The 26,815-nt window shown below is 74.5% G+C and carries 24 protein-coding genes; 12 read left to right on the top strand and 12 right to left on the bottom strand.

What is annotated here, in order from left to right; genetic code table 11:
* Positions 1 to 50 precede the first annotated feature (50 nt).
* Positions 51 to 1,520: a glutamate synthase subunit beta gene (locus AB0N04_RS16920; RefSeq protein WP_360213695.1), complete on the top strand. Its 1,470-nt coding sequence runs from the start codon at positions 51 to 53 to the stop codon at positions 1,518 to 1,520.
* A 134-nt stretch (positions 1,521 to 1,654) separates the two neighbouring features.
* On the opposite strand, the gene AB0N04_RS16915 is transcribed toward AB0N04_RS16920, so the two are convergent.
* On the bottom strand, positions 1,655 to 4,063 hold the full coding sequence (locus AB0N04_RS16915) for an FtsX-like permease family protein (protein WP_363364616.1): 2,409 nt from the start codon (positions 4,061 to 4,063) through the stop codon (positions 1,655 to 1,657).
* A gap of 82 nt (positions 4,064 to 4,145) precedes the next feature.
* Positions 4,146 to 4,892: an ABC transporter ATP-binding protein gene (locus AB0N04_RS16910; protein WP_360213699.1), complete on the bottom strand. Its 747-nt coding sequence runs from the start codon at positions 4,890 to 4,892 to the stop codon at positions 4,146 to 4,148.
* A gap of 141 nt (positions 4,893 to 5,033) precedes the next feature.
* Between AB0N04_RS16910 and AB0N04_RS16905 the strand changes: the two genes are divergently transcribed.
* The 7 genes from AB0N04_RS16905 (at position 5,034) to AB0N04_RS16875 (ending at position 12,412) form a co-directional block, all read left to right on the top strand.
* Positions 5,034 to 6,242 carry a histidine kinase gene (locus AB0N04_RS16905; protein ID WP_360213701.1) on the top strand — a complete coding sequence of 403 codons (1,209 nt, stop codon included), beginning with the start codon at positions 5,034 to 5,036 and terminating at the stop codon, positions 6,240 to 6,242.
* On the top strand, positions 6,239 to 6,922 hold the full coding sequence (locus tag AB0N04_RS16900) for a response regulator transcription factor (RefSeq protein ID WP_360213703.1): 684 nt from the start codon (positions 6,239 to 6,241) through the stop codon (positions 6,920 to 6,922). The genes AB0N04_RS16905 and AB0N04_RS16900 overlap by 4 nt, the downstream gene beginning before the upstream one ends.
* Positions 6,923 to 7,161: 239 nt before the next feature.
* Positions 7,162 to 8,169, top strand: a complete 1,008-nt coding sequence (gene sph / locus AB0N04_RS16895) for a sphingomyelin phosphodiesterase (protein ID WP_360213705.1) — start codon at positions 7,162 to 7,164, stop codon at positions 8,167 to 8,169.
* Positions 8,170 to 8,292: 123 nt separating this feature from the next.
* The gene (locus AB0N04_RS16890; RefSeq protein ID WP_360213707.1) at positions 8,293 to 10,464 is read left to right on the top strand and encodes a hypothetical protein; all 2,172 of its coding nucleotides are present in this window, start codon (positions 8,293 to 8,295) and stop codon (positions 10,462 to 10,464) included.
* Between the two features lie 347 nt (positions 10,465 to 10,811).
* A complete protein-coding gene (locus AB0N04_RS16885) occupies positions 10,812 to 11,222 on the top strand; it encodes a VOC family protein (protein WP_360213709.1) in 411 nt (136 codons plus the stop codon).
* A gap of 90 nt (positions 11,223 to 11,312) precedes the next feature.
* Positions 11,313 to 11,777, top strand: coding sequence for a helix-turn-helix transcriptional regulator (locus AB0N04_RS16880; RefSeq protein ID WP_360213711.1), 465 nt, complete (start codon positions 11,313 to 11,315; stop codon positions 11,775 to 11,777).
* A 5-nt stretch (positions 11,778 to 11,782) separates the two neighbouring features.
* A complete protein-coding gene (locus AB0N04_RS16875) occupies positions 11,783 to 12,412 on the top strand; it encodes a glyoxalase (RefSeq protein ID WP_360213713.1) in 630 nt (209 codons plus the stop codon).
* A 123-nt stretch (positions 12,413 to 12,535) separates the two neighbouring features.
* On the opposite strand, the gene AB0N04_RS16870 is transcribed toward AB0N04_RS16875, so the two are convergent.
* Positions 12,536 to 13,105 (bottom strand): hypothetical protein, encoded by a 570-nt coding sequence (locus AB0N04_RS16870; protein WP_360213715.1) that lies wholly within the window; start codon positions 13,103 to 13,105, stop codon positions 12,536 to 12,538.
* A gap of 340 nt (positions 13,106 to 13,445) precedes the next feature.
* Positions 13,446 to 14,903: a hypothetical protein gene (locus AB0N04_RS16865; protein ID WP_360213717.1), complete on the bottom strand. Its 1,458-nt coding sequence runs from the start codon at positions 14,901 to 14,903 to the stop codon at positions 13,446 to 13,448.
* A 408-nt stretch (positions 14,904 to 15,311) separates the two neighbouring features.
* Between AB0N04_RS16865 and AB0N04_RS16860 the strand changes: the two genes are divergently transcribed.
* Positions 15,312 to 15,518, top strand: a complete 207-nt coding sequence (locus tag AB0N04_RS16860) for a hypothetical protein (RefSeq protein WP_360213719.1) — start codon at positions 15,312 to 15,314, stop codon at positions 15,516 to 15,518.
* Between the two features lie 63 nt (positions 15,519 to 15,581).
* Here AB0N04_RS16860 and murQ read toward each other — a convergent pair whose 3' ends face one another.
* The gene (gene murQ / locus AB0N04_RS16855; protein WP_360213721.1) at positions 15,582 to 16,487 is read right to left on the bottom strand and encodes an N-acetylmuramic acid 6-phosphate etherase; all 906 of its coding nucleotides are present in this window, start codon (positions 16,485 to 16,487) and stop codon (positions 15,582 to 15,584) included.
* A 259-nt stretch (positions 16,488 to 16,746) separates the two neighbouring features.
* On the opposite strand from murQ, the gene AB0N04_RS16850 reads away from it, so the two are divergent.
* The gene (locus AB0N04_RS16850) at positions 16,747 to 17,118 is read left to right on the top strand and encodes a hypothetical protein (RefSeq protein WP_360213723.1); all 372 of its coding nucleotides are present in this window, start codon (positions 16,747 to 16,749) and stop codon (positions 17,116 to 17,118) included.
* A 26-nt stretch (positions 17,119 to 17,144) separates the two neighbouring features.
* Here the strand turns inward: AB0N04_RS16850 and AB0N04_RS16845 are convergent, their stop codons facing one another.
* The 3 genes from AB0N04_RS16845 to AB0N04_RS16835 form a co-directional block, all read right to left on the bottom strand.
* Positions 17,145 to 18,263, bottom strand: a complete 1,119-nt coding sequence (locus AB0N04_RS16845) for an NAD(P)-dependent oxidoreductase (protein ID WP_360213725.1) — start codon at positions 18,261 to 18,263, stop codon at positions 17,145 to 17,147.
* 31 nt (positions 18,264 to 18,294) lie between these two features.
* Positions 18,295 to 18,975 carry a DUF6445 family protein gene (locus AB0N04_RS16840; RefSeq protein WP_360213727.1) on the bottom strand — a complete coding sequence of 227 codons (681 nt, stop codon included), beginning with the start codon at positions 18,973 to 18,975 and terminating at the stop codon, positions 18,295 to 18,297.
* Between the two features lie 98 nt (positions 18,976 to 19,073).
* The gene (locus AB0N04_RS16835; RefSeq protein WP_360213729.1) at positions 19,074 to 19,814 is read right to left on the bottom strand and encodes a TetR family transcriptional regulator; all 741 of its coding nucleotides are present in this window, start codon (positions 19,812 to 19,814) and stop codon (positions 19,074 to 19,076) included.
* A 169-nt stretch (positions 19,815 to 19,983) separates the two neighbouring features.
* On the opposite strand from AB0N04_RS16835, the gene mca reads away from it, so the two are divergent.
* Positions 19,984 to 20,940: a mycothiol conjugate amidase Mca gene (gene mca / locus AB0N04_RS16830; protein ID WP_360213731.1), complete on the top strand. Its 957-nt coding sequence runs from the start codon at positions 19,984 to 19,986 to the stop codon at positions 20,938 to 20,940.
* Here mca and AB0N04_RS16825 read toward each other — a convergent pair.
* Complete coding sequence (locus tag AB0N04_RS16825) at positions 20,910 to 22,349, bottom strand: PHB depolymerase family esterase (protein ID WP_360213733.1); 1,440 nt, start codon at positions 22,347 to 22,349, stop codon at positions 20,910 to 20,912. The genes mca and AB0N04_RS16825 overlap by 31 nt on opposite strands.
* Before the next feature lie 231 nt (positions 22,350 to 22,580).
* Positions 22,581 to 23,579, bottom strand: coding sequence for a YdcF family protein (locus AB0N04_RS16820; protein WP_360213735.1), 999 nt, complete (start codon positions 23,577 to 23,579; stop codon positions 22,581 to 22,583).
* 156 nt (positions 23,580 to 23,735) lie between these two features.
* Here AB0N04_RS16820 and AB0N04_RS16815 point away from each other — a divergent pair, with 156 nt between their 5' ends.
* Positions 23,736 to 24,938: a hypothetical protein gene (locus AB0N04_RS16815; RefSeq protein ID WP_360213737.1), complete on the top strand. Its 1,203-nt coding sequence runs from the start codon at positions 23,736 to 23,738 to the stop codon at positions 24,936 to 24,938.
* 31 nt (positions 24,939 to 24,969) lie between these two features.
* Here the strand turns inward: AB0N04_RS16815 and pip are convergent, their stop codons facing one another.
* Together pip and AB0N04_RS16805 are read right to left on the bottom strand one after the other, a co-directional pair.
* Complete coding sequence (gene pip, locus AB0N04_RS16810; RefSeq protein ID WP_360213739.1) at positions 24,970 to 25,977, bottom strand: prolyl aminopeptidase; 1,008 nt, start codon at positions 25,975 to 25,977, stop codon at positions 24,970 to 24,972.
* 37 nt (positions 25,978 to 26,014) lie between these two features.
* Positions 26,015 to 26,692 (bottom strand): TetR/AcrR family transcriptional regulator C-terminal domain-containing protein, encoded by a 678-nt coding sequence (locus AB0N04_RS16805; protein ID WP_360213741.1) that lies wholly within the window; start codon positions 26,690 to 26,692, stop codon positions 26,015 to 26,017.
* Positions 26,693 to 26,815 lie beyond the last annotated feature (123 nt).

The following is a 26,815-nucleotide window of genomic DNA, read 5'->3' as shown; positions in this document are numbered from 1 at the left end:
GGCCGCCCGTGCCGCCGGGTTCGAGTCGGCACGCACCGCCGGAGGCCGTGATGGCGGACCGGATGGCCTTCCTGACCACCCCGCGCGCGGAGCGGGAGCGGCGGGACGCGCGGGAGCGGCTGGGGGACCGCCGGGAGGTCTACCGGCCCGGGGCGCTGCTGCCGGTGGTGGGCGGGCAGGCGGCCCGGTGCATGGACTGCGGGCTGCCGTTCTGCCACAGCGCCTGCCCGCTCGGCAACCTCGTCCCGGAGTGGAACCGGCTGGTGGCGGAGGCGGACTGGCGGGCCGCCGCGGCCCGGCTGCTGGCCACCAACAACTTCCCCGAGTTCACCGGCCGGCTCTGCCCGGCGCCCTGCGAGAGCGCCTGCGTGCTGGCGATCGACGCCGCCGCGGTGACGATCAAGAACATCGAGCTGGCGATCGCCGACCGGGCCTGGGAGGAGGGCTGGGACTGCCCGCAGCCGGCCGAGCGCGCTAGCGGCCACCGGGTCGCGGTGGTCGGCTCGGGCCCCGCCGGGCTGGCCGCCGCCCAGCAGCTCACCCGGGCCGGCCACGCCACCACGGTGTACGAGCGGGCCGACCGCCCGGGCGGGCTGCTGCGCTACGGCATCCCGCCGTTCCGGCTGGAGAAGCACCGGCTGGACCGCCGCCTGGAACAGATGCGGGCCGAGGGCACCGTCTTCCGCACCGGGGTGCTGGTCGGCCGGGACGTCCCGGCGGACCGGCTGCGGGCCGACTGCGACGCGCTGGTGGTCGCGGTCGGCGCGACGGCCTGCCGCGAGCTGCCCGCCCCCGGCCGCGCGCTGCCCGGGGTGCACCAGGCCATCGACTACCTGACCTGGGCGAACCGGGTGGACGAGGGGGACCTCCCGGCCCCGCCGCTCTCCGCCGAGGGCCGGCAGGTGGTGATCGTCGGGGGCGGCGACACCGCCGCGGACTGCCTGGGCACGGCCCTGCGCCAGGGCGCGGCCTCCGTCACCCAACTCGACATCAACGTTCGCCCGCCCGTGCACCGCGCCCCCGGCCAGCCCTGGCCGACCCACCCCAAGCTGTACCGGGAGACCACCTCGCACGAGGAGTCCGGCACGGCGGAGGAGGGCGGCCGGATCTTCGCGACGACCACGCTCGGCTTCCGGCCCGGTCCCGACGGCCGGCTGGCGGCCGTCCACGTCGCCGAGGCCGAGCCGCCCGACCGAACGCCCCGGGCCGGCACCGGGCGGACCCTTCCGGCCCAACTGGTCCTCCTCGCCCTCGGCTTCACCGGACCGGACCCGGACCAGCCGCTCGCCGCCCAACTCGGCCTGACCACCGCCCCGGACGGCACCCTGGCCCGGGACGACGACTTCGCGGCGCCCGCCCCGGGCGTCTTCGTCGCCGGCGACGCCGGCCGCGGCCAGTCCCTGCTGGTCTGGGCGATCGCCGAGGGGCGGTCCACCGCCGCCGCCGTCGACCGCTACCTGCGCGGTGCCACCGAACTGCCCGCCCCGATCCGAGCCTCGGCCCGCTCCCTCGTCCTGTGACCGACGGTCCGTCAGGGTGCGCGGGAGGTCGGTGGCGCGGGCGGGACCGGCGCAGCACCGCTTCTGCCGCGGCGACCAGCGGCGCTGTCCGGCCCTACTCGGTCCTACTCGGCCCTGTTCGGCCCTGTTCGGCCCTACTCGGTCCGCAGCGCGGTGGCGGTCCGCGACCGGGCCGCCCGGCCGGCCGGCAGCAGTGCCCCGAGCAGGGCGATCACGATCCCGCCGGCCAGCAGGGGGACGAGCAGCCCGGCGGTGTAGACGTGGGACACGCTCGGCGGCAGGTGCCGGCCGATCGCGCTCCCCATCGGGGTCAGCGTCGCCCTCTCCACCGCGACCCCGAGCGGGACCCCGATCAGCCCGGCGACCAGGCCGGTGAGCGTCACCGAGGTCAGGACCATCGCGACGGTCTGCCCGGGCGTCATCCCGAGGGCCTTGAGGATCCCCAGGTCATGGCTTCGCTCCCGGGTGTCCTGCACCACCACGCTCAGCACCCCGAGCGCGGCGACCGCGATCATCATCAGCGTGAGCGCGACCACCAGGGCGCCCATGGTGATCACCACGATGTTCTTGCCCCCGTCCGAGTTCGGCTGGACCGAGGCGTTCAGCGGGGTCAGCGCGGCGGCGGCCGAGGCGGACCAGTCCGGTCCGTCGACGTCGTCGGCCAGCTCGACGTTGAACTGGTCGATGCGCGGGGTCAGACCGGCGGCGGTGAAGGTGGCCGCATCCGTCATGACCGTGTAGTCGCCCTGGTTGGTGTCGAAGTTGATGCCGACGACCTTCAGCGACAGGTGCTCGTTGTGCTGCACCACGGCGACGTCGTCACCGACGTGGATCCCCGCCGCCGAGGCCAGCTTGTCGCCGACCACGGCCTCGCCGGGCGCCGTGTACCAGCGGCCGGACAGCAGCTCCATGTGCGTCCAGGAGAAGTCGCCGGTGACCGTGAACACCCTCGGCGGTTCGCCGCCGGGCGGGGCGCCGACCATGGTCGCGCCGCTTTCGCCCCAGCCGAACGCGGCCTTCGTGCCCGGGGTCCCGGCGAGCGCGGCGGCCACCTCGTCGGCATCCAGGTACGGGTGGCGCGGGTCGTCGGGGCCGTAGAGGCCCCACGGCATGCCCACGGCGGCCGTGGGGATCACGAACTCCGACCCGACGTTGAAGCCTGCGGTGCTGGCGTCCAGGTACTTGTTGAACCCGGTCTCCAGACCCGCCGCGAACGTGGCACTCACCACGCCGAACAGCACCGCCGCACCGACCAGTACGGCCCGGACCGGCTTGGCGAACGGCTGGGCCAGCCCCAACGACACGGCCCGGGGCAGCGGCAGCCGCGAGGCCAGACGCTGCGCCGCCCGACCGCCGCCGGTCTCGGGGGCACGGCCGACCACCAGGGCCCGTACCGTCGGCATCCGGCCGGCCCGCAGTGCCGGGATCGAGGCCGTGACGCCGACGATCAGCAGGGTGCCCAGCGGCACCACGGCACTGACCCACCACGGGATCGTGGCACTGGCCGCGCCGAGCTGCTTCGTGGCGCCGTCCAGGATCGGTACGGCCAGGAGGTTGCCGGAGACCGTGCCGAGCACCAGGCCGAGTGTCGCCGGGATCACGGCCTGCGCGGTGTAGGCGCGGGCCACCTGCGACGGGGTGAAGCCCAAGGACTTCAGGATCCCGATGCGCCGGGTTCCCGAGGCCGCGGCCCCGCCGACCACGATCGAGATGATCAGCACCGACATGAGCAGGCCGAGGATCCCGAAGGCGACCAGGAACGGCACGTACGCCTTGGCGTTGCCGGTCGCCTGCTGCTCCGCGGTCAGGTACGACTGTCCGGCCTCGACCGCGCCGGTCGGCGCGGCGGCGGCCACCGCCTGCTTGTCGACGGCGATGTCGGCGGCGGTCCCGGCCTCGGCGAACCGGTAGAGCATCTGCTCGTCGGACCTGGCACCGGCGGCGGTGAGCCGCGCGAAACCGTCGGCGGTGGCGAAGGCGGTCGCGCTGTCGGTCACCGAGCCGCCGAAGCCGACGACCTTGAACGACGGCTTGCCCGGCAGGGAGGAGAACACCACCGAACTGCCGAAGCAGGCGACGGCGTAGTGCTGCCACGGCAGGGCGATCTCGCCCGGGCCGGTCGGCCAGCGCCCCCGGGTCAGCGCCAGCTGGTCCATCCCGGAGGTGCTGCCCAGGTCGGGCCGGGTGGTGACGGTGATCGGATGGTTCTCCGTACCGGCGAGGTCGTTCTCGGGGCAGTCCGTGCCGACGGTCGTGTCCAGGGCGGCGGCGACCGGGTACGGCCCGGCCGCCTCGGTGACGCCGGCGGCGTGAGCCGTGGCGGCGGCCTGTGCGGCCGTGACCTTCGAAGCGTCGAACTGGACCGCCAGGTGCGCCCCGTTCCGAGCGCTGAAGGCGTGCTGGAACGGGGCCTGCACGACAGCCAGCAGACCGAGGGAGAGCACGGAGGACGTCACCGCGGCGAACGTCGTCAGAGCGATGACGAGGGACTGGACCCGACGGCGGCCCACGCCGGAACGTACGACCTTGCCCAGAGCGCTCACCGGCTCACCGCCGGCAGCGGGCGGGCCACGGCCCGGAAACCGACCCCGGAGACGCGCCGAGGCATCGGCGGCTTGCGCAGCGTCATCCGACCGCTCCCGCCGGACGGGTCAGCGGCGTGCGGGCGGCCTGGCCGGTACCGCTGCCGTCGTCGACGACGTCCCGCTCGACCGCGCCGTCCACCAACTCGATCGTGCGGCGCGCGGTGCTCGCGGCCAGCTGCACGTCGTGGGTGACCAGCAGGATGGTCTGGCCGTCGGCGTTCAGCTCCAGCAGCAGCCGGCGCACGTCCTCGGCCGAGCTCGAGTCCAGAGCGCCGGTCGGCTCGTCGGCCAGCAGCAGCGCCGGCTCGTTCATCAGGGCCCTGGCCACCGCCACCCGCTGCCGTTGCCCGCCGGACAGCCGCTGCGGATAGGCCTGGGCGTGCCGGTCGATGTCCAGCGAGCCGAGCAGCTCGACGGCCCGCCGCCGCGCCTCGCGCCTGCCCATCCCGGCCAGCTGCGCCGGAACCATGACGTTGTCCAGCACGGTCAGGTCGTCCAGCAGGTTGAAGAACTGGAAGACCATGCCGACGGAGGCCCGGCGGTACCTCGCCGAATCGGCCTCGCCGAGCTGGTCGACGCGGGTGCCGTCGACGGTCACGGTGCCACTGGAAGGCTTGTCCAGACCCGCGATCAGGTTCAGCAGCGTGGACTTGCCGCTGCCGGAATGGCCGAGGATCGCCACGCACTCACCGGCCGCCACGGACAGGGTGACGCCGGCCAGTGCGGGCGGGCCGTCGTCGTACGTCTTCGTCGTGTCGCGAAGATCGATCATCGGTGCGTTCGTCATGGCCACGAACCTAGGAACGGACCGCGATCCACCGCGTCGGCCGGCGGATGTCACCTCTTCCGGGCCGTCGGCCCGGGGGCGTACCCGGCGTACATCCCCGGGGCGACGCGAGGAGCCGGAGCCACTGAATACGATCTCCGCATGGAACAGCTTCTCCAGCGTCTGTCGACATCGAAGCGCGTGACCTGGCTGATGTCGCAGGCCGCGGTGCTGGCCACCGCATGCCTGTACGCGCTGATCCTCGCCCTGACGATGCTGCCCACCGACTGGGCGCACTACGACGGCCTGTTCCGGTTCCCCGACATCGAGCCCTTCCAGATGCTCGGTCTCTGCGTCGTGCTCGCCCTGCCGGTGCTCCTGGTGCGCCGTCTGCCGGCGGCGGTCTTCGCCGCGGTCCTGGGCGAAGCGGTCCTCGGCGATCTCTTCGGCGCGCGGCCCTTGATCGTGTTCGTCCTGCTCGTCGGCCTGGGCTGGTACCTCGCCGTCCGGCGGCCGAAGGCTGCCGCCCTCGGCTCCGTCGCGGCCGTCGCGGCCGCGTTCCTCAACTGTCTCCACGGCCGCGAGCAGACCGTCGGCGACGCGTCCCAGTGGGCCGGGCAGTTCGCGTTGTGGTTCGCCGTCGCGTGGGTCTTCGGCGGGGTCTACCGCAAACGCGGTGAATACCTCGAAGCCCTGCAGGAGCAGACCGCGGCCCGCGTCGTCATGGCCGAGCGGCTGCGGATCGCCCGCGAGCTGCACGACAGCGTCGCGCACAGCATCGGGATCATCACGGTGCTGTCGGGAGCGGCGGCGCGGGTCGTGGAGACCAAGCCCGAGCAGACGCGGCAGGCGCTGACCGGCATCGAGACCACCAGCCGGGAGACGCTGCTGGAGCTGCAGCGCATGCTCGGGGCGCTCCGCCGCGCCGAGCCGGACGACGCCACGCCGCAGGCCGCTCCGCTGACGCCGGCCGGCAGCCTGGCCGACGTCCCGCAGCTCGCCGAACGCACGGCCGGCGCCGGGGTGCGGGTTCAGGTGACCTGGCGGGGCGAGCGGCGTCAACTGCCGCCGGAGATCGAACTGTCGGCGTTCCGGATCATCCAGGAGTCGGTGACGAACGTGGTGCGGCATTCCAGGGCGCGGATGTGCCGGGTCGCGGTCGGCTACGAGCCGGAAGGGGTGACGATCGAGGTGGTGGACGACGGGGACGACGGTCTCGGGGGGCCGGGCCGTCCGAGGCCCTCCGCGGCCGGCGGGAGCGGCTTCGGCCTGCTCGGCATGCGCGAACGGGTGACGCTGCTGTCCGGCCAGTTCAGCGCCGGCCAGCGCCCGGAGGGCGGATTCCGGGTGACGGCGAGGCTCCCGGCATGAGCGTGCGGGTACTGCTGGTCGACGACCAGCCGCTGATGCTGGTCGGGCTCGGGATCCTGATCGGCGACACCGACGACCTGGAAGTGGTCGGCCAGGCCGGCGACGGCCGCGAGGCGGTGCGCCTGGTGCGCGAACTGCGGCCGGACGTCGTGGTGATGGACATCCGGATGCCGGGCGTGGACGGGATCGAGGCGACCCGGCAGGCGACCGCCGAGCCGGACCCGCCCAAGGTCCTGGTGCTGACGACCTTCGACCACGACGAGTACGTCTACGGCGCACTGCGCGCCGGGGCCAGCGGATTCCTGCTCAAGAGCATGGCCCTGGACGCGATCCTGGAAGCGATCCGCGTGGTGGCCGCGGGCGACGCGCTGATCGCGCCGAGCGTGACCAGACGGCTGATCGCGGACTTCGCCGGAACGTCCGGCCCCGCGGCCCCCGGACCGGACGACGGGCCCGCCGTGGACCCGAGTCCCCTCGCGGGGATCACCGACCGGGAGCGCGAGGTGCTGGCACTGGTCGGACAGGGACTGTCGAACACCGAGATAGCCGAGCGCCTGGTGATCAGCGCGGCGACCGCGAAGACCCATGTCGCGCGGCTGTTCGCCAAGCTCGAAGCCCGGGACCGCGTCCACCTGGCGATCATCGCCTTCGACACCGGACTCGTGCCGCGTCGACGGTAGGGGCGGACGACGGGGGCGGACGACAGGGGCCGGACCGGAAGAACGACCGCGACCACGGGTCCGCTCACGCCACCGTCCCACCAGCGCGCTGACCAGCCCGTTCAGGACGGCGCGAGCGCACTGTTCCGGGTGCGTTCACCGAATGCTCGCCCGACGTCTTGTGCGGTGTGCGGGCGGCGACGTTGGATGGACGACATTCCGCCGTCCGTCGCGTTCACGTCACCTGTCACGGAGCCCCGATGCCCCTGTCGTCCGTCCGCCACGCCACCCGCAAGGCCGCCGCGGTCTGCGCGGCCGCCGCCGTGCTCGGCACCGTCGCCGCCGCCCCCGCCACGGCCGCCACCGGCGTGGCGGCCGAGAGCGCCCCGGTCACCGCGCCCGCCCTGGACGTCCTCACGTACAACGTGTTCCTGATGAGCAAGTCCCTCTACCCGAACTGGGGTCAGGACCACCGCGCCCAGGCGATCGCCGCCGCGGACTTCTTCCAGGGCCACGACGTGGTCGTGCTCGAGGAGGCCTTCGACAACGCGGCCTCCGACGCGCTGACCGCCGGGGCCTCGGCCGCGTACCCGTACCACACGCCCGTGGTGGGCCGCTCCACCGGCGGATGGGACGCCACCTCCGGCAGCTACAGCTCCACCACCCCCGAGGACGGCGGTGTCACGCTGCTCAGCAAGTGGCCGATCCTGCGCAAGGAGCAGTACGTCTTCAAGGACGCCTGCGGATCCGACTGGTGGTCCAACAAGGGCTTCGTCTACGCCGTGCTGAACGTCAACGGGCTGCGCACCCACGTGGTCGGCACCCACCTGCAGTCCACCGACTCCGGCTGCTCCAGCGGCCAGCCGGCCGACGTCCGGGCCAAGCAGCTCACCGCCATGCGGGACTTCCTGGACGCGAAGCGGATCCCGGCGGACGAGCCGGTGCTGCTCGCCGGCGACCTCAACATCGACTCGCACGGCTCCGAGTACCAGGCCCTGCTCGACAACGGGAACCTCGCCCCGGCCTCCGCCCGCACCGGCTGGCCGTACTCCTTCGACACCGCGGACAACTCCATCGCCGCCTACCGCTACCCGGGCGAGCCCAAGGAGGACCTGGACTACGTGCTCTACCGGGCCGACCACGCCCGGCCGCAGCAGTACACCAACCAGGTCGTGCGCACCCACAGCGCGCCGTGGACGGTGAGCAGCTGGGGCAAGAGCTACACCTACACCGACCTCTCCGACCACTACCCGCTCGCCGCGCACTGAGCCGGGCGCGGGCCGTCCGCGCGCTCGCCCTGTCCGCGTCCTCGCCCCCGCCGCGTCAGGGTCCGGGCGCGGGTGCGGGAAACCGGGGTGCGGCGGCCCGCGCCGGTCTGGGACCATGCCGGGATGTCCCAGCTCCTGGAGGCCATGGTCCTCCGTCACACGCACCGCGTCCCGGTGCCGCCCGGCCCGGCGGGCGAAGGTGCCACCGCGGCGCGGCAGTTCGACTCCGCACTGATGTCCGTGGGCTTCAAGCTGTCGGCGGAGCTGCTGGAACGGCTGTCCGGGACGGCCGAGGAGGCCGTCCGCGAGACCGCCGTGCGCACCCTGGCGACCGTCCGCGCCATGGTGGGCGACCACGTCGCGCACAACGTCTACTTCGTCGACTTCCCGCGCCACGTGCCGGACACCCTCGACTTCTGGATGCGGTGCATCGTCGGCGCGCTCGACGACCAAGCTTCACGCGAGGGCGTGCTCGCGCAACTGAGCACCGGCACGGTCGACCTGCTGACCCTCCCCGGGTACGGCGTCTACGGGCACGCGTACGCCGACGTGCTCGCCGCCCACGACGAGCTGATCGCCGCCGCCGGCGACCGGCTGACGGTCCTGCACCTCGGCGGCGCCCCGGACGACGAGGTGACGGCGCTCTACCTGGCCCTGGCCGGCAGCGCCAGCCCGCTCGGCGAGGAGCACCTGCGCGACCTCGGCGTGCTCGCCGGGCACTGCGTCGCCGGCCCGCAGCCCGCGGAGATACCGGTGCGGGAGAACCGCGCCGTCGTCAACCGCGTGCGCCTCGACGCCGGCGCGGACCTCCTGCTGGACACCGTCACCGACGTGCTCCGGCTGGCCTGCGCGCTGTCCGGGGGCGACGTCACCCTGGTCGAGCCGACCAGGTTCCGGTCGATGCCCCGCCCCGTCCGCCGCGCGCTGCTGGCCGGCCTGGACGCGGTGGTCGCCGCGGCACCCGCCAAGCTCGCCGACGTCACCGCGCACCGCGAGGCGTTCAAGCGGCTCGGCGAGCGCCTGCACCCGCACGAGCACCCGCGCTGGCCGCACGCCGCCGAGGTGTTCGCCGTCGCCAGGGGCGAGCGGGCGGCCCGCTCCCTCGACAGCCTGGTCCAGGAGCTGCTCGGCGCGGGCGACGTCACCGGAGCGGTGCGACTGCTGGCCGCCGCCCCCGGCCGGCTGTTCCGCGCCCTGGACCACCTGCTGCGCGCCTGCCGCACCCGGGACGAGCGGGACGCCGTGGTCGCCGCCGTCGAGCGGGCCGCCCCGCAGGTCTCCGGCCGGGTCCTCCTCTCGCTCCGGGAACACCTGCAGAACCGCACCGGGGCGACGGACGGGCGCCGGCTCTTCGTGAACCGGCTCGGCCGCGCCTGGGCCGCCGCGGACACCCGCGTGCCGCTGCCCGAGCCCGAGCGCAAGCGGCTGATCGAGGCGCTGGACGCGGAGACCGGCCGCCGGCTGCCCGCCCCGGGGCACCTGCTCGTCGACCCCGCCGTCCTCGACGTCGCGCTGCCGCTCAGCGGCCGGGCGACGACCGGCGGCCTCGGCGTGCTGCCGCGCGGCTCGCTCTCCCCGGTCGACGGCGAGCTGCTGCGGTTCTTCGTGTACTGGAAGCAGACCAGGACGAGCACCGACTTCGACCTGTCCGCGCTGATGCTGGACGGCGCCTACCGGACGGTCTGCTGGCTGTCGTACACCACGCTCACCCAGGTCGAGGGCGAGCACTCCGGCGACATCACGGACGCCACCCACGGCGCCTCGGAGTTCATCAACCTGCGCCTGGGCGCAGTGCGCGGCTCCTTCATCGTGCCGCAGGTCAACATCTACGACGGTGAGGGCTTCGAGGAGGTCGAGGAGTCCTTCTTCGGCTTCATGCTGCGGGAGTCCGAGCAGCAGGGCATGCCGTTCGAGGCGCGCACCGTCCGGATGAAGTCGGAGTTGCGCGGCCCGGGCCGGGTCGCGCTGCCGCTGGCGTTCCTGCGCGACGGGGACGGCCGCTGGCACGCCAAGTGGCTGCACCTGTACCTCCGGGGCACCCCGAGCGCCAACCAGGTCGAGGGGAACCGGGTGTCGGTGGCCACACTGCTGCGCGGCATCGTCGAACGGGACTTCCTGACGGTCCGTCATCTCGCGGGCCTGCTGGGCGAGCGGGCCGCGGCCACCACGCTCTGGGACGGCGGGGCGGTGCCGCCCGGCCCCGTCACCTACGTCGGTCTGGCGCGGCCGGAGGGGCTGCACCCCGACTCCGTGGTGGTCACGCCGGAAAACCTGCGCGACCTGATCCCCGCCTGACTGCTACGGTGGACCTCGGTGAGGCCATGAACGGGCTTCCTTCTCACTCCACTTGAACTAGTCCGTTCGCTTTCCTCGCCCTCGACGCACGCCGGGGGTGCCGCCACGGCACCCCCGGCGTCGTCGTTCCGGGTGTGTTCCGGATGGCCGGTGTGTTCCGGCCGGACGAGCACGGCTGGCGCGCCGGCCGCGGGCTCCCGCCGATCAGTCCACCGGCCCGGGCCCGTCGGCCACTTGACGCCGCGGCCGGGGTGGCACGGCACGGCCCCGCGGTGGCCGGAGAACGGTGCCGAAACGGGCAGACGCGGAGAAGCGCCCGCCCCGCGGCTGCCCCTAGCATGGGCAGTATGGACATCACCATCTTCACGACCGTCCTCCCGCACGACGACCCCGACGCGTCGCTGCTCTTCTACCGCGACACCCTGGGGTTCGAGGTCCGCAGCGACGTCGGACACGGCAGGATGCGGTGGATCACCGTCGGCCCCGTCAACCAGCCCGGCACGTCCGTCCTGCTGGCGCCGCCGGCCGCCGACCCCGGGATCACCGAGGACGAGCGCCGCACCATCGCCGAGATGATGGCCAAGGGCACCTACGGCTGGATCCAGCTGGCCACCCCCGACCTCGACGCCACCTTCGAGAAGGTGCGGGCCAGCCGGGCCGAGGTGGTCCAGGAGCCGACCGACCAGCCCTACGGGGTCCGCGACTGCGCGTTCCGCGACCCCGCCGGCAACATGATCCGGATCCAGGAGGTGCGCTGAGCCCGACGCCGGCGCGGACCGGCGGGCACCCCGCCGCCGAGCAGGAAGTCACCCCAGGCACGTGTCGACGTCGACGAGAGGAGTTCTGTCATGTGTCACCCCGGGTGGGGGCGCGCCCGCGCCGCGGCGCAGCGCCTGAACGACCTGGCGCTGCTGCGCCGCGTCCGTGACCGGATCGATCGGGAGTACGCACAGCCCCTGGACGTCGAGGCGCTCGCCCGAGGCGCCGGGATGTCGACCGGGAACCTGAGCAGCGCGTTCCGGCTCGCGTACGGCGAATCGCCGTACGGGTACCTGATGGCGCGCCGGATCGAGCGTGCCGCGGCGTTGCTGCGGCGTGGTGAGCTCAGCGTCACCGAGGTCTGCTCCGCGGTCGGCTGCTCGTCGCCGGCCAGCTTCAGCGCGCGCTTCACCGAGCTGGTCGGGATGTCCCCCGGCGCCTACCTCCGACGCACGTCGGGCGGCGCGGCGCAGGGGCCGGTACGGCTGCCCGCGCAGTCGGCGAGACCGGTCAGGAATCGAGAAGCGCCGGTCAGCGGGCTGCAACTAGCTTGATGGACATGACCTCCATCGAAAGCATCATCCTCGAGGCCGCCGACCCCACGGCCGCCAAGCACTTCTACACCACCGCCTTCGGCCTGGACGCGCAGCTGCGGGTACAGGGCATCCAGGCCCCGACCGACGGTTACCGTGGGTTCACGCTCTCGCTCACGGTGGCCCAGCCGGGCGACGTCGACAGCCTCGTCGGCTCCGCCCTGGAGAACGGCGCCACCGCCCTGAAGCCCGCCGCGAAGTCCCTCTGGGGCTACGGCGCCGTCCTCCAGGCCCCGGACGGGGCGATCTGGAAGATCGCGACCTCGGCCAAGAAGGACACCGGCCCGGTCACCCGGAAGATCGACCAGTTCGTGATCCTGATCGGCGTCGCGGACGTGGGCGCGAGCAAGCGCTTCTACGTCGAGCAGGGGCTCACCGTCGCGAAGAGCTTCAGCAAGATGTACGTGGAGTTCGACGGCGGCGGGGGCGCGGTCAAGCTCGCGCTGTACCGGCGTCGCGCGCTCGCCAAGGACGCTGGCGTCTCCCCGGAGGGCGACGGGCCGCACGGCCTCGTGATCGGCAGCTCCGGCACGTCGTTCACCGACCCCGACGGGTTCGCCTGGCAGCCCGCCGCCTCCCTCGCGGCCGCGTCCTGAGGTGCGACCGCCGTCCCTCCGGTCGTCGGGCCACCCGGCCCGGTGCGGTGCACCGGGCCGGGACCGGTACCGGCCGGGGGCTTCGGAGTGGCGCGGGGCCGTAGGAGCGGGCCGCCGCGCGGCTCAGGCGAGGCCGAGGACGGACAGGGCGGTGGTCCAGTCGGTGGCGATCGCCCGCTGGGCGGGCACCAGGTCCACCTGGTGGTTGCAGACGGCCCGGTAGAGCTTGTACTCGACGGAGTCCTTGTCGAGGGACGTCCCGTCGCCGGAGCCGGTGGCGTAGTGCGGCTCGGGCCACAGGTTGCGCGGGTCGGTCGGGTGGCCGCCGAGCGACAGCGGGATGAAGTGGTCCTCCTCGTAGTCGGCGGTGCTGGTGTCGGCGTAGCCGTACTGGGCGATCTGCTGGACCTTCAGCCGGTTGGTGTAACTGGTCGAGGGGCGGATCGAGGTGCTGTAGCCGCCGACGCAGATGGTGTCGTCGATCGTGTCCTGGGTGACGTCGGGGTTGGTGGCGCCGGGCGTACAGGCCGGGTCGGGCAGCGGCAGGTAGGCCTGCGAGCAGGTGGCGGCCGTGGCGGCGCGTCCGGCGGTGTGGGCCGCGGGGGCGGCGTGCGCGGTGCCGCCGGTGGCGAGGGCGGCCGCGGCGAGCACGGCGGTGGCCAGGGCGGGGGCGAGATGGTGGGGGCGAGGCATGGGGGCTCCCTGAAGGGGCTCGGCTCGGTCGGCCAAGCGGTGTGTCCATGCCATCACCGGTCGGTCTATGCGGGTAGACCGGAAGTGGTGAATATTTGACCAAGCGTCAGTCAATGATCCTTTGGGTGTTCTTGGCTTGACGGGGCAGGGCAGTGCGGTGCCCACGCGGCGCCGGTCGGCCCGGGTGGACGGGCGGCGGTCGGCCGGGTGGCGCGCGGCTCGACGGGCGGTGAACGGGTGGGTGGCGCCGGTCCCGACGGGTGGTGAGGACGGACGCCGGACGCCGCCCCACCCGGTGCGGGCGGGGCGGCGTCCGGCGTCCGGTGAGCGCCGAGCGGCGTCAGAACAGCGAGAGCCGGCGCAGGAAGACGTCCGTCACGCCGTTGGTGTCGCCCGGGGCGAGCGTGCCGTCCTCCGAGGTGAACAGCACCGTGGTGCCGAGGGCGTCGACGAAGGGGTCGTCCGAGGCGCCTGCGGTCTGCGAGCCGTCGCCCGCCACGCTGACCCGCTCGGTGCGGCCCGTCCAGAGGTCGCGCCGGAAGACGTCCCGGGTGTTGTTGGTGTCGCCGGGCACCAGGTTCTCCGCGGCGGAGCCGAAGTAGACCCAGTGGGCGTCCGCGGTGATCTGCGCGCCGAGGGAGTCGGCGGTGGTCGTCGTGCCGGGGAGCCCGGCGCTGACGAGGGTCTCGGTGCCGCGCTTCAGGTCGCGCGCATAGACCTCGTAGTGGCGCGCCCAGGGGTCGCCACCGTCGTTGACCAGGGTGGAGAAGACGGCGTACCGGCCGTCCGCGCCGAGCGCGGGCCGGGCCGCGCCCCGGTAGCCGCCCGCGCCGTCGGGGCTGGCCAGGACGGTCTGCTCGGCGCGGAGGTCGCGCACGTACAGGGGGTAGAGGCGCGGCTTCAGGATCGCCGCCCCCCGGTCGTGCCGGAAGGAGTCGCGGACGAACTCCTCGTCGGAGACGGCGTCGAGCCGGGCGGTGGCCTCGGCGGCGAGGGCGCCGGGCCGGCCCTGGCCGATGATGTTGGTCGCCTTGGAGACGAAGCCGACCGATCCGCCGTCGGCGCTGATCACCGGTTCTGCGGAGGAGGCGTTCGCCTCGGCGCCGTCCGCGCCGAGGCTGACCACCCTGGTCCGGCCGGTCCAGCGGTCGGTGACGTAGATGTTGCCGCCGGTCCAGGTGACGGTGCCGGGCGCCAGGTCGGAGCGGTTGGACTGGTAGGCGACGTACCGGCCGTCCCAGCTGATCGACGGGTGGCCGGACTGGCGGTCGGTCTGCGGCACCGCCGGGCCGTGGCCGGTGGAGACCAGCTCGGTGCTCCCGGTCCAGCGGTCGTGGACGTAGACGTCCTCGAAGCCGAGGTTCCCGCCGGGGGCGAGGTTGGTCGCGTAGGAGCTGAACGCCACGTAGCGGCCGTCGCCGCTGATCGCGGCGTCGTAGGAGTGGTCGCCGGCCTGCGCCCCGCCCGGGCCGGTGTTGACCCGCTCGGTGCGGCCGCTCCACGCGTCGCGGACGAAGACGTCGGACTTGCCGTTGGAGTCGCCCGGCACCAGGTTGGTGGCCTCCGACGTGAAGACGGCGAAGCGGCCGTCGGCGCTCAGCCCGGCGGCGTACGAGGCGCCGTCGGGCTGGGCGGCGCCACCGGGCGCGGACTGGCCGAAACCGACCGACACCCGCTCGGTGCGGCCGCGGGACGGGTCGGCCCCGGCGGGCGTCGCGGCGGTGACGGCGGCCAGTGCGGCCGCCGCCAGGACGCAGGCCGCGCGCAGCAGGCGCGGCACGGAGGTCGTTCGGGTCATCTGTCGTCCCTCCCCTGGGATCGCGCCGGCTCGCGTCGACCTCCCCGTCGGGCGCACCGGCGGCCGACTGGATGGCCGGCTCCGGCCGAGCCAACCGTCGCCGGCGTCCGCGGTCAACGGGTGCGGCGGCGGCAGCGGCGGATTCGCGTCACCGGGCGGGGAGCGGGCGGGCGGGGCAGGTGCGCGCCCTGCTGCCGGCGGGGTTCACGGGGCGCGGCTCACGGTGCGGGGTCCAGGGTGGGATCCGGCGAGGGGCGCGGTCCTCGCCGGGATCCGGGGAGGGCTGACTGCGCGTCCTGATCGAGGGCTTCCGTGCCGAGATCGCGCGAGACGGCGGACGGCGGACGGCGGATCCGGAGCCGGCAGCGGGTGAGGAGAGCCCGTCGGGCGCAGCCCTATGCTCGCGCTGTGACCACCGAGTTGATCGTCCCCGGGGCGGCGCTCGCCCTCAACGGGCTCGCCACCGCCTTCGACGTCCGTCATGCCGCCAAGTGGTGGCAGCTGATCAACCACCAGTACCGCGGCGCCGATGTGACGCTGCGGACGATGAAGCGCATCGGAGCGTGTCAAGCCGCACTCGGCGCGGTGGGCGTGACTCTCGGGCTGGTGTCCTGACGGCCGGGTCGCGGACCTCCTCGCACCGCGGGCCCGGGCTCCGTCCCGCCTCCTGGAGCACGCTCAGGGGCGGTGCGCGTGCAGGGCCTCGCGCAGCCGCCCGCCGGAGGCGGTGAGGCGTCGGGCGGCGGTCGGGGCGTCGACGTCCGCGAGCAGGACCAGGATCGCGTCCTTGGCGCGGCCTCCGGTGGCGGCGAGCGCGCGCCGGACCGCCGCCTCGTCGGCGCCGGTGGCCTCGGTGACGATCCGGTGGGCCCGCTCGCGGAGCTTGGCGTTGGTGGCGCGGACGTCGACCATCAGATTGCCGTACGTCCGGCCCAGACGGACCATCACCGCGGTCGACAGCATGTTGAGCACGAGCTTCTGCGCGGTGCCGGCCTTCAGCCGGGTCGATCCGGCCAGGACCTCCGGGCCGACCTCGACCTCGATCCCCAGCTCCGCCGCCGCCACCAGTGCCGAGCCCCGGTTGCAGGCCAGACCGACGGTCAGCGCCCCGGCCGCCCGCGCGGTGCGTACGGCCGCGACCGCGTACGGCGTGCGACCGGAGGCGGATACGCCCACCACGGTGTCGGCGGGGGTCAGGCCGAGCCCGGCCAGATCGGCCTCCGCCAGCTCCGGGCGGTCCTCGGCGCCCTCGACCGCCGCGGTCACGGCGGCCGGCCCGCCGGCGACCAGCCCGACCACCAGGGCCGGTTCGGTGCCGAAGGTCGGTGGGCACTCGGCGGCGTCCAGCACCCCGAGCCGCCCGGCCGACCCCGCCCCCGCGTACACGAGCCGCCCGCCGTCCGCCATGCGGGCCGCCGCCGCGTCCACCACGGCGGCGATCCGGTCCAGCTCCCCGGCCACCGCGGCGGGGACGGTCCGGTCCTCGGTGTTCATCAGGCGTAGCAGGTCCACGGTCGGCAGCCGGTCGATCCCGGCCCAGTCGGCGCGGATCGTCTCGGTGGGCGGCACGGCGTTCTGGTTCATGCCTGCCAGCGTCCCCGGGGGCGACGACGGCCAATCCGGCCCGGCACCCGGGAGGAGGGCGGCCGGCCCGTCGCCTGCTCCCCACCGGGCGCCCCCGGACGAGGACGCCCACGATGGGTGCTGGTCGATGCCTCCACCGGCCTCCCCCGCATGGGTGAGGACTGCTCAGGCTTCCCACCGGTGGCACGTTGCCCGGTGGTCCTCCTGCAGCGGAGGTGCGCTCGCCGGCCGGCGGGTGGCCTCGTGGCAGACTCCGCGCATGCTGATGTCGCGATGGCGCCTGCGGGCGGCGGGCAACGAGGACAGGGAGCTCGCGGCCCGTCTTGCGGGGGAAGCCCTGTTCGAGATCCGTTCGCTCGCCGTTCGTGCAGCCCGGCACCCGGACGAAGCACCTGCCGCCGGGGTCGTCGATGAGATCGACGCCTGGGCGAAGTTCTGCACCGAGCTGCTGGCGGCTTCCGGAACACGCCGGCGGCGGCGGTTGGGGGACCTCCGCAGCCCGCGTGAGCGGGCGTTGACCGAGCGACCGATGAGTCACGTCTGGAACGTCAGCGGTCCCGAGCGGCGGGCCTGGATCCTTCGCCAGGTCGACCGGAGCGGTCTCGGCTGGACGCCACCGCCGTCTCTCTGACCGTCCGGGGCTGCGGGTGGGCTGCTTCAGCTGTCGGCCTGCGCCGGAGGCGCGGCCGGGGTGGCCGAAGGTGCGAGCGAAGGGGTGGCCGAAGGGGTGGCCACCGGGATGCCCTCCGGTCGGCCGTAGAGGAGTGCGGCGAGGTGGTCGGCGCAGCGGACGGCGGCCTCGGCCATCGCCGTCCGGGTCATCCCGGCGACGTGCGGGGTGAGCAGGGCGTTCGGCAGCCCGAGGAGCGGGGAGTCGAACGCGGCGTGTTCCCGTTCGAAGGTGTCGACCGCGGCGGCCGCGAGCGGGTGCGCCGGGTCGCGCAGGGCCTCGGCCAGGGCCCGCTCGTCCACGATGCCGCCGCGCGCGGTGTTCAGCAGGATCGATCCCGGCCGCAGGAGGGCGAGTTCGCGCCGGCCGAGCAGGCCGCGGGTCTGCGGGGTGAGCGGCACGTGCAACGACACGACGTCGCTGCCGGCGAGGAGGGCGTCGAGGGAGGCGGCCGACCGCACCGGCGGGGCCGGCGGTCGGCGGGAGTGGGCCTGCACGGCCATGCCGAGTGCGCCGGCCCGGGCTGCGAGTGCCCGGCCGGTGCGACCGAGGCCGACGATGCCGAGGGTGAGCTCCGAGAGTTCGCGCGGTGGGGTGGTGGGGGCGCCCCAGCGGCCCTGGTGGGTGGCCCGGTCATGGGCGGGGAGGCCGCGGGTGAGGGTGAGGAGCTGGGCGAGTGCGAACTCGGCCACGGCGGCGGCGTTGGAGCCGGGGGTGTGGGTGACGGTGACGCCGTGCCGGGCCGCGGCGGCGAGGTCGACGTGGTCGGTACCGGCCCCGGCCCGGCCGATCACCCGCAGGCGGGCGGGCCGGCCCGGGTCGGTCGCCGCGGCGAGGACGGCGGCGTGCAGGGGCACACCGCCGCGCGACTTGACGGCGTGGTAGCCGGCGCCGCGCCGGAACTCCTCGACCAGGGCGGCCTCGTCGAAGGCGTCGAGGTCGGCGAACCCGACCCGGCCGCCCCAGGCCGCATGGGCGCCCGCCCGGTCGTCGACCCGGCGCAGGTTGAGGGTGACGTCGAGGCCGTGGCCGAGCAGGCGCTCCAGCTCGCGGTGCAGCAGTTCTCCGGGGGCGGCGTCCAGCAGCAGGACGTGCGGTCGGGTCATCGGGCGGGCTCCGGCGTGCGGTCGGGCGCCGTCAGGCCATCCAGAAGAAGACGGCCGTCATCCGCCGTTCCGGCAGCTCGGTGCCGTAGTAGGTGGTCGCGCTGTGGATCAGGTTGGCGTGGTAGAGGAGCAGCTGGTTGTACCGGTTGGGGACGCGGACGTCCTCGGTGAAGTGGTCGGCGGGCACGTGCCGGGTACCGAGCGCCTCCACCAGGTTGTTGTGCGGGGCGTTGACGTGGTTCCCGCCGAGCCGGCCGCCGGGGAACTGCTGCCGGTAGAAGCTGGTGCCGGCGTCCTTGGGTGCGCCGGGGCTGAGGTAGAGCACGGCGGCGTAGCGGCAGAGCGCGCGGGAGTCGGTGTGCGGGCGGGACTCCGACTCCCCGGCGCCGACCACCTGCACGCAGTTGTGGTTGAGCGTGCCCCCGCCCGGGGTGCTCTGGACCCAGAGCCGGGGGGCGCCGGTGGCCTTGCGGACCAGTGCCTCGACGCGGGCCAGTTCGTCCGGCTCCAGCCCGGGCATGGTGCGCAGGCCGGGCCAGGTCTCGGGGCGGTGCGGATAGCCCTCGGTCCAGTCGCCGCGGGACAGGACGCGCTCGCGGACGGCGTCCGGGTCCGTGAGGACGTTGTCCAGGACCCAGTAGTCCCGGCCGCGGGTGGGCTTGCGGTAGGGCAGGACCGGCAGGGTGGTGGGCCTGATGGGCTGTGAGGGCATGGGCCGACGATAGGGGTGGGCATCACCAACCTTCTGCCGTGAGCAGGTCAACCTTTCGTCAAGTGCGGACCGGCGGCGGGCGGGTGCTCCCGGGCAGGTCAGGGGCCGGGGCGGACGGCGAAGGTGCCCAGGGCGCCCTCCAGGCGGTCGAAGGCCCGGACGGCGGAGGGGCGCACCGCGGCCGCGATCGCACCGGCCTCCTCGCCGGCCAGCACGCGGTGGAACACCTCGGTGAACACCGCGCGGTCGACCGCGGCGAGCAGCCCGGCGGCGACCCGGCTCTCGAAGTCGACCGGGGCGCCGCCCGGTATCGCGGTCGAGTCGGTGGCGGCCCCGGTGGCGTGACTCCCGGTGCTGCCGGTGCTGTCGCCGTCGGCGGTGCCGCTTCCGGCGGCGCCGGCCGCCGCCAGCGCCTCGGCGAGGGCGGCCTCGCCCTGCTCGTGCAGCTCGCGCAGCCGGGCGACCAGGGCCGGGCTGTCGGTGATGGTGCGGGCGAAGGCCCGGCCGGAGAAGCCGAGCCGGGGGTCGTGCCGGTCGAGCCCGCCCAGGCAGTCGCGGCGCAGGGCGGCGAGGGCGGACTCGCCGGGCGCCCGCTCGTGGACCGCCCGGGCGAGCCGGCCGACCAGCTCCTCGTGCAGGTCGAGGAGCAGGTCCTCCTTGCGCGGGAAGTGGTTGGTGACGGTCATCTTGGCGACCCCGGCGGCGGCCGCGACCTCCGCGATGGTGGTGCGCTCGAAGCCCTGGTCGATGAAGAGCCTCGTCGCGGCGTGCGAGATCGCCTCGCGGGTGCGGCGCTTGTTGAGCTCGCGCAGGTTCGGGGTCGCCCGGGTCTCGGTCATGGCGGCAGCCTAGCGCGGTTCGCTGGGTCGGGCACAGTAATTAGGCTTGACCCACTCGATGGGTCCGTCCTAAGTTCTTCCTCGGGGGGCCGCCCGGCCGCTCGTCCACCGGGGGATCGACCGCCGTTCCGGCGCGCACGATCCCGTCGACCACCGCCCGGGAGGGCCCTTGTTCACCCAGCACCCCGGCGGTCTGCGCCTGCTCACCGTCCACGCCCACCCCGACGACGAGTCCAGCAAGGGCGCCGCCACCCTGGCCCGCTACGCGGCGGAGGGGGTCGACGTCCTGGTCGCCACCTGCACCGGCGGCGAGCGCGGGTCCGTGCTCAACCCGGCACTGGACCGCCCGGAGGTCCGGGCCGACCTCGCCAGGATCAGACGGGAGGAGATGGCCGCGGCCCGGGAGGTCCTCGGGGTCCGGCAGCGCTTCCTCGGCTTCGTCGACTCCGGCCTGCCCGGGCCCGGCGAACCGCTGCCGGAGGGCTGCTTCGCGGCCCTCCCGGTGGCGGTCGCGGCGGCCCCGCTGATCGCGCTGATCCGGGAGTTCCGTCCGCACGTGGTGGTCACCTACGACGAGACCGGCGGGTACCCGCACCCGGACCACGTGATGACCCACCGGGTCACGGTCGAGGCCTTCGAGGCGGCCGCGGATCCGGGCCGCCACCCGGAGGCGGGGGAGCCCTGGCAGGCGGTGAAGCTCTACTACCACCTGGCCCTGTCCCGGGCCTGGTTCCAGACCCTCCACGACGCCCTGACGGCGAGGGGCCTGCCGTCCGGGATGGGCGGCCTGCTGGCCGACTGGCCGGACACCCCGCCCGCCCTCGCCACCACCACCCGGATAGCGTGCGCCGACCGGTTCGCCGTGCGGGACGCCGCGATGCTGGCGCACGCCACCCAGGTCGAGCCCGGGGTGGCCTTCATGGCCCACCCGCGGGACGTCGAGCGCGAGGTCTGGCCGACGGAGGACTACCACCTCGCCCGGAGCCTGCTGCCCGGTGGGGGCGGGCGTGGTCCCTCCGGCTCGGTCGGGGGCCCACCGGTGGGCGGAGCGGTCGAGACCGACCTCTTCGCGGGGATCCGTTCAGGAGGGGAGGATCAGCATTGGCCGTCCGCGAGCACGAAGTAGCCCGGCGCGGTCTGCCGCAACGTGTGGGTGACGAAGGTGTTCCAGAGCCCCATGCCCTGGCCCGAGCCGAGCGCGTAGGTCTGGCCACCGCTCTGGGTGGCCCGGCCGGCCCGCACGTGGTCGTAGTTGTCGTCGGTGAAGCAGGGGGGTGCGCCGCCGCCGGTGGTTCCGGTCACGGTGGCCGAGCGGGCGCCCACCGCCCCGGCGGCGTCGACCGCGGCGACGGCGTAGCCGTACGCCGTCCCGGGGGCGAGCCCGCCGTCGGTGAAGGACGGACCGGTGGTGCCGCCGACGACGGCCCCGTCCCGGTAGACCCGGTAGGAGGCCGCACCGCTGACGGCCTGCCAGGCCAGGGCGATCGAGCTCGCCCCGGCGGGGGCGGCGGTCAGTCCCGACGGCGCGGGCAGGCCGGGCGTGGTGGGTCCGCCGCCGTCCAGGCCCCAGAACCGTGCGGTGTGGTAGCTGGAGCAGATCGCGTCGAGGAAGTAGGCGCCCGTCGCCCCGCACTGGTCCGCCGCGGACCCGGGGTCGACGGCGAGTCCGTGACCCATGCCGGCGACGGTGAACACCGCGACGACGGGCCGGCCCGCCGCGTCGGCGTAGTCGTCCTCGGTGGTGCCGCCCGGCAGGCTCCGGGTGCCGGTCGGGCGTCGGCCGACGCCCTGGACGTCCGTCCACTGGTCGCGAAGCTCGGTCGCGTTGACCGGTTTCACCACGGTGTCGGCGCTGCCCTGCCAGATCGCGACTCTGGGCCACGGCCCGGAGTAGCCCGGGTAGCCGGCCCGGGCCCTGTCACCCCACTGGGCCGGGGTGAGCCCCTGGTCGGAGTTCTGGCAGCCGGAGGCGGCGGCCTGGGTGGTGGCGCACCGGGCGGGCAGGCCGGAGTCGATCGCCCCGCCGGCGAACAGGTCCGGGTAGTCGGCCAGCAGGTCGGCGGCCATCCCGCCGCCGGCGGACAGGCCGGTGACGAACACCCGGTTGCCGTCCGAGCCGTAGAGGGACTTCGCCCTGGCGACCATCTCGGCGACGGACTCCGCCTCGCCGACGCCCCGGGCGTCCTTGGCGGCGTCGAACCAGCTGAAACAGGAGAGGCTGTTGTTGGCGCTGCCGGTCTGGGGGAAGACGACCGCGAAGCCGTAGCGGTCCGCGAACGTGGTCCAACCGGAGTCGCGGTAGTAGTCGGCGGCGCTCTGCAGGCACCCGTGCAGGGCGACCACCAGCGGTGCGCCGGTGGGCAGACCGGCCGGGGTGTAGGAGTACATCGCCAGATTGCCGGGGTTGGCGCCGAAGCCGGTGACCTGCTGGAAGGTCCCGCTCGCGGTGTCGGCGCCGGCCGGGGCGGGCGCCGGGGCGCCGACGGTGAGTGCGACGGCCGTCAACAGCCCAGCGAGGACGGGTCGGAGGCGCATGGTGGCTCCTGGGTGGGGGAGGAGTGGGAGCGGCTGCCGTGCAGCGTGCCGCGCCACCCGCCGCGACGCCATGTGACGGCCACCCGGCCTCCACTGCCCCGTCATGGCACCGACCGCCATGGCCCGCACCCGGCCGGCCCGGACCGCGGTGCTCCGGACGGCGACGGGCGGGACTTCGGTGCCCGGGACTCGGGTGCTCCGGGCCACGGCACTCGGGACCGCGGCGCCGGTTCAGAGCGCGGCGAGGACCCCGCAGAGCGCGAGGAGGCCGCAGATGCCGAAGTTGACCAGCTTGTGGGCGAGGAAGACGGCGGCGAACTCCCGGATCGTCGCGCTCGGCCAGTAGTAGGCGGCGGTCGGCGACCCGAACACGTGCCCGTTGACGCCCGTCTTGCGGGCGGTCAGCGCGGCGCGGAACGCGTGGAAGTTGTTGGTGACCACCACGCAGTGGTAGTCCGGCTTGGCCTGCTCCATGATGGCCCTGCTGAACAGCAGGTTCTCCTCGGTGGTGCGCGAGCGGTCCTCGCGCTCGATGTGCTCGGCCGGGAAACCGCGTTCGACCAGGTAGTCGGCCATCGCGTGGGACTCCGGGAGCTTCTCGTCCGGGCCCTGCCCGCCCGAGGTGATGAGGACGGGCGGGTTCCCGCGCGCCGCCTGCTTGTCGTAGACCTCACGGCCGCGGTCGAGCCGGCTGGCCAGCAGCGGCGGGACGCGCTCGCCGCCGATCAGACCGGAGCCCAGCACCACGACGAAGTCCACGTCCCGGCGCGGTCGGTGGTGGCCGTACAGGAACGCGTACCCGACGAAGCAGAGGAACAGGAAGGAGACGTAGCCGACGACAAGTACGGCGGTTCCCGCCATGATCCCCACACGGGGGGACTTGGTGGCCACGGCCGCGACCAGCAGGGCGATGACGCCGAGGATGCCCACCCCGGCGAGCAGCGACAGCAGGTTGGCGGGCCGCGTCCCCTCCTTGCGGATCATGGTCAGGCCGTTCGAGATCAGGAACCAGACCAGTGCCACGGTGCCCAGCGCCGGGAGCAGGATGATCGCCACGGCTGCCACCTCCGCCACCAGGGTCGGTGCCCTGCGCAGCTCGGCGAGCAGGGTGAGGCAGAGCAGTGTCACGGCGATCCCGAGCAGGACGGCGTTGCTGAACCTGCGGCGGTCGCGCAGTACCCCGATCCCGAAGAGCAGGAAGAACAGGGCTGCTGGGGCATAGGCGATCATGCCTCGTATCGTAGGGTCCCCTCGTTCGCACCCCGCCGGAGACCTCGAACGGCCCTCCCGGCGATGGCCCGTGAGGCCCGTGAGGCCCGTGAGGTGCCTCCTGCCGGCGCCGCCGGCGCGGCCGGTGCGGTCGGGCGCGGTGGCTACGCTACGGGGATGAGTGGTGTGCGGGCGGCGGGTGCCGTCGGGGGTGGCGTCGGTGACACGGCCGCGGACGGGGGCTGGGCCGGCCTGTTCCGGGCGGAGCCGTCGGCGTGCGTGGCCGGGGCGTGGTTGCGGGGGCTGGGCTTCAACACCGGGGCACCGGAGGCGGTGCTGCTCTCGCTGCTGGACACGGGCACGTCGGCGTTCCTGCTGCGGACGAACCTGCCCGCGGGCGTGCTGGACGCCGCGGTCGACCATCCGCTGCGCCGGGTCTGGGGCATGGCGGCGGACTCGGGTCGACTCTCGGACGCGCAGTGGGAGCGGCTGCTGGCCGCGAGACCTCCGGGGGCACTCCGCGAGACCCTGGCGGAGGTGGCGGCCGACCTGCGCGCGGACCGGCTGTGGCGGGCCCGGGTCGGGGTCGGGATCGAGCGGCCGCCGAGCGCCGGGTCGCGGCCGCCCGCGACGCCGGAGGAAATCGCCGCGATGGCGGAGGCCGTGCCCGCGATCGAGCCCGGGCACCGGACGTACGCACTGTGGTGGGTGGCGGCGCTGCACGAGGATCCGGACGCCATGCGGCAGTTGGCGTCCTCGCCGAAGCTCTGGGTCCGCCGCAGCGTGGCCCGGGCACGGCGGCTGCCACCGGACGTGCTGGAACGGCTGGCCCGGGACGAGGACCGGGCCGTGCGGCTGTTCCTCAGCGAGTCCTGCGAGGACGCGCCGGCGGAGGTGCTGCTCGACGTGTGGTGCTGGTGGTCGGGTTCGTTCTCGTTCCCGGGGCGGCCGCGCAACCACCCCAACTTCCCGCGCCACGACCTGCTGCGCTTCGCGGACGCCCCCGAGCCGAGGCTGCGCCTGCTGGCCCTCGACGACCCGTCCTCGACCGCGGCCCTGGCCGAGCGGTTCTGCCGCGATCCCGATCGGGAGGTGCGCGCCCGGGCGGCGAAGGATCCGCGGTTGTCGCCGGAGACCGTGGCCGGGCTGCTCGACGACGCCGACGCCTCGGTCCGGGCCTTGGCCCGTCGGCACCCGGCGCTGCCGACCGCGTGCCTGGTGCCGCTGCTCCTGGACGAGCGGACCGCCGAGGAGGCGGCCGGGAACCCGGCCGTGCCGGAAGCCGTGATGCACCGGATGGTCGCCGTGGCGGCGGCCGTCCGGGCCGGGGCCGCAGCGGCGAAGGCCCCGGCCCCCGCCGTCGTCCCCGGCGTACCGTAAGCCGGCAGGCCGGTCGCGGGTGGCCCGTCGCTCAGTCCTCCTGGGCGGCGAAGCGTTCGAGGGCGGCGAGGACGGCCGTGCGCATGGCGGGGCTGCCGGTGTGCCCGGACTCGTCGACGACGGTGAGGCTGGCGTCGGGCCAGGCCCGGGCGAGCTCCCAGGCGGTGTCGAGCGGCGAGCCGAGGTCGAGGCGTCCGTGGATCAGCTCGCCCGGGATGCCGGCCAGGCGGCCGGCGTCGCGCAGCAGTTGCCCGTCGGCGAGGAAGGCGTCGTGGGCGAAGTAGTGGGCGGTGATGCGGGTGAAGGCCATCAGGTCGTCGTCGGGCCGGTCGGTGTAGGCGTTCGGCTTGCCGAGCGCCTCGTGGGCGATGACGGCGTCCTCCCAGGTGGCCCAGGCGTTGGCGGCGGCGCGCCGGACGGTCTCGTCGGGGCTGTTGAGGAGCCGGCTGTAGGCGGCGACGAGGTCACCGTCCCGGTCCTCGGCGGGGAGGTGCGCGCGGAAGGCCTGCCACGGGCCGGGCAGGAAGCGGGCGACGCCCCGGTAGAGCCAGTCGGTCTCCTCCGGGCGGGTCGTGGTGACGCCGCAGATGACGATCGCGGAGACCCGTTCGGGGTGGGTCTGGGCGTACGCGAGGATCAGCGTGGAGCCCCAGGAGCCGCCGTACAGCAGCCACTTCTCGATGCCGAGGTGTTCGCGCAGCCGCTCCATGTCGGCGATCAGCCGGTCGGTGGTGTTGTGCTCCAGACCGGTCGCCGGGTCGGCGGCGTGCGGTCGGCTGCGGCCGCAGCCGCGCTGGTCGAACTGGACGACGTGGTAGCGCTCGGGGTCGAAGTACCGCCGGGCGCCGGGCTGGTGGCCGGAGCCGGGCCCGCCGTGCACCACCGCGGCGGGCCGGCCGGCGGGGTTGCCGGAGGCGTTCCAGTGGATCTGCTGGCCGTCGCCGACGTCCAGCAGTCCCTGCGCGTAGGGCTGGTAGGGCGGGTAGGGCTCCGAGCGCGGGTGCGGGTGCGGCTCCGGGCGGGGGCGCGGTCCGGGCATGGCGGGCTCCTCCGTGGGCGGGCGGGCCGTCGTCGGGTCAGGCCCGTTCGGGCGGCAGCAGGGTGGCGAGGCCGTCGATGATGCGGTGGACGCCGAAGTCGAAGCGGGCGTCCATGCCGGGTTCGGTGAGGTCGCCGGCCAGGGCGACCAGGTTGGGGAAGTCCTCGGCGGGCAGGGCGCGGAAGCGGTCCCCGGCGGCGTCGACGATGGTGCGGCGGCTGGTGCCGAGGACCTCGGCGGCGGAGATCGGGGACTGTTCCTGGAGCACGAAGCCCTGGACGAAGGCGCCGAGCAGGTAGGTGGCCATGGCCGCGTCGGCGTCGGAGAAGCCGGCCGTGCGGAGGCGGTCGAGCTGGTCCTCCATCAGGGCGAGCAGGTGGGGGCCGGGGGCGAGGCGGCCGGAGACGACCTTGGCGGCGTCGCGGTTGTCGAGCAGGAGGCGGCGGTAGCGACGGCAGTACTCGTGGAACTGCTCGCGCCAGCTGCCTTCGCGGGGCGGGGGTTCGGCGGAGGCCATCAGGGCGTCGGTGAGCAGGTCCAGCAGTTCCTGCTTGTTGCGGACGTGCCAGTAGAGCGAGGCGGCCTTGACGCCGACCTCGCTGGCGACCTTGCGCATCGACAGTCCGGCGAGGCCGTCCCGTTCGAGGACCCGTAGGGCGGCCCGGGTGAGCGCCTCCCTGGTCAGCGGGGGTGTCGTGTCGTCGTTGTCCGGCATGGCGGTGCGGATGCCTCCCGTGCTCTCAGGAATCCCGCTTGCAATCTAACACCGTTAGGGGCACCCTGTGCCTGTCGCGCCTGCCCCTAACACTGTTAGGGGTGTCGCCGCGGGTGCTGTCGG

Source organism: Kitasatospora sp. NPDC051702 (assembly GCF_040681575.1).
Classification (GTDB): domain Bacteria; phylum Actinomycetota; class Actinomycetes; order Streptomycetales; family Streptomycetaceae; genus Kitasatospora.
Note: the sequence above shows the minus strand (reverse complement) of the source record. Positions and strands in the feature narration are given on the sequence as shown.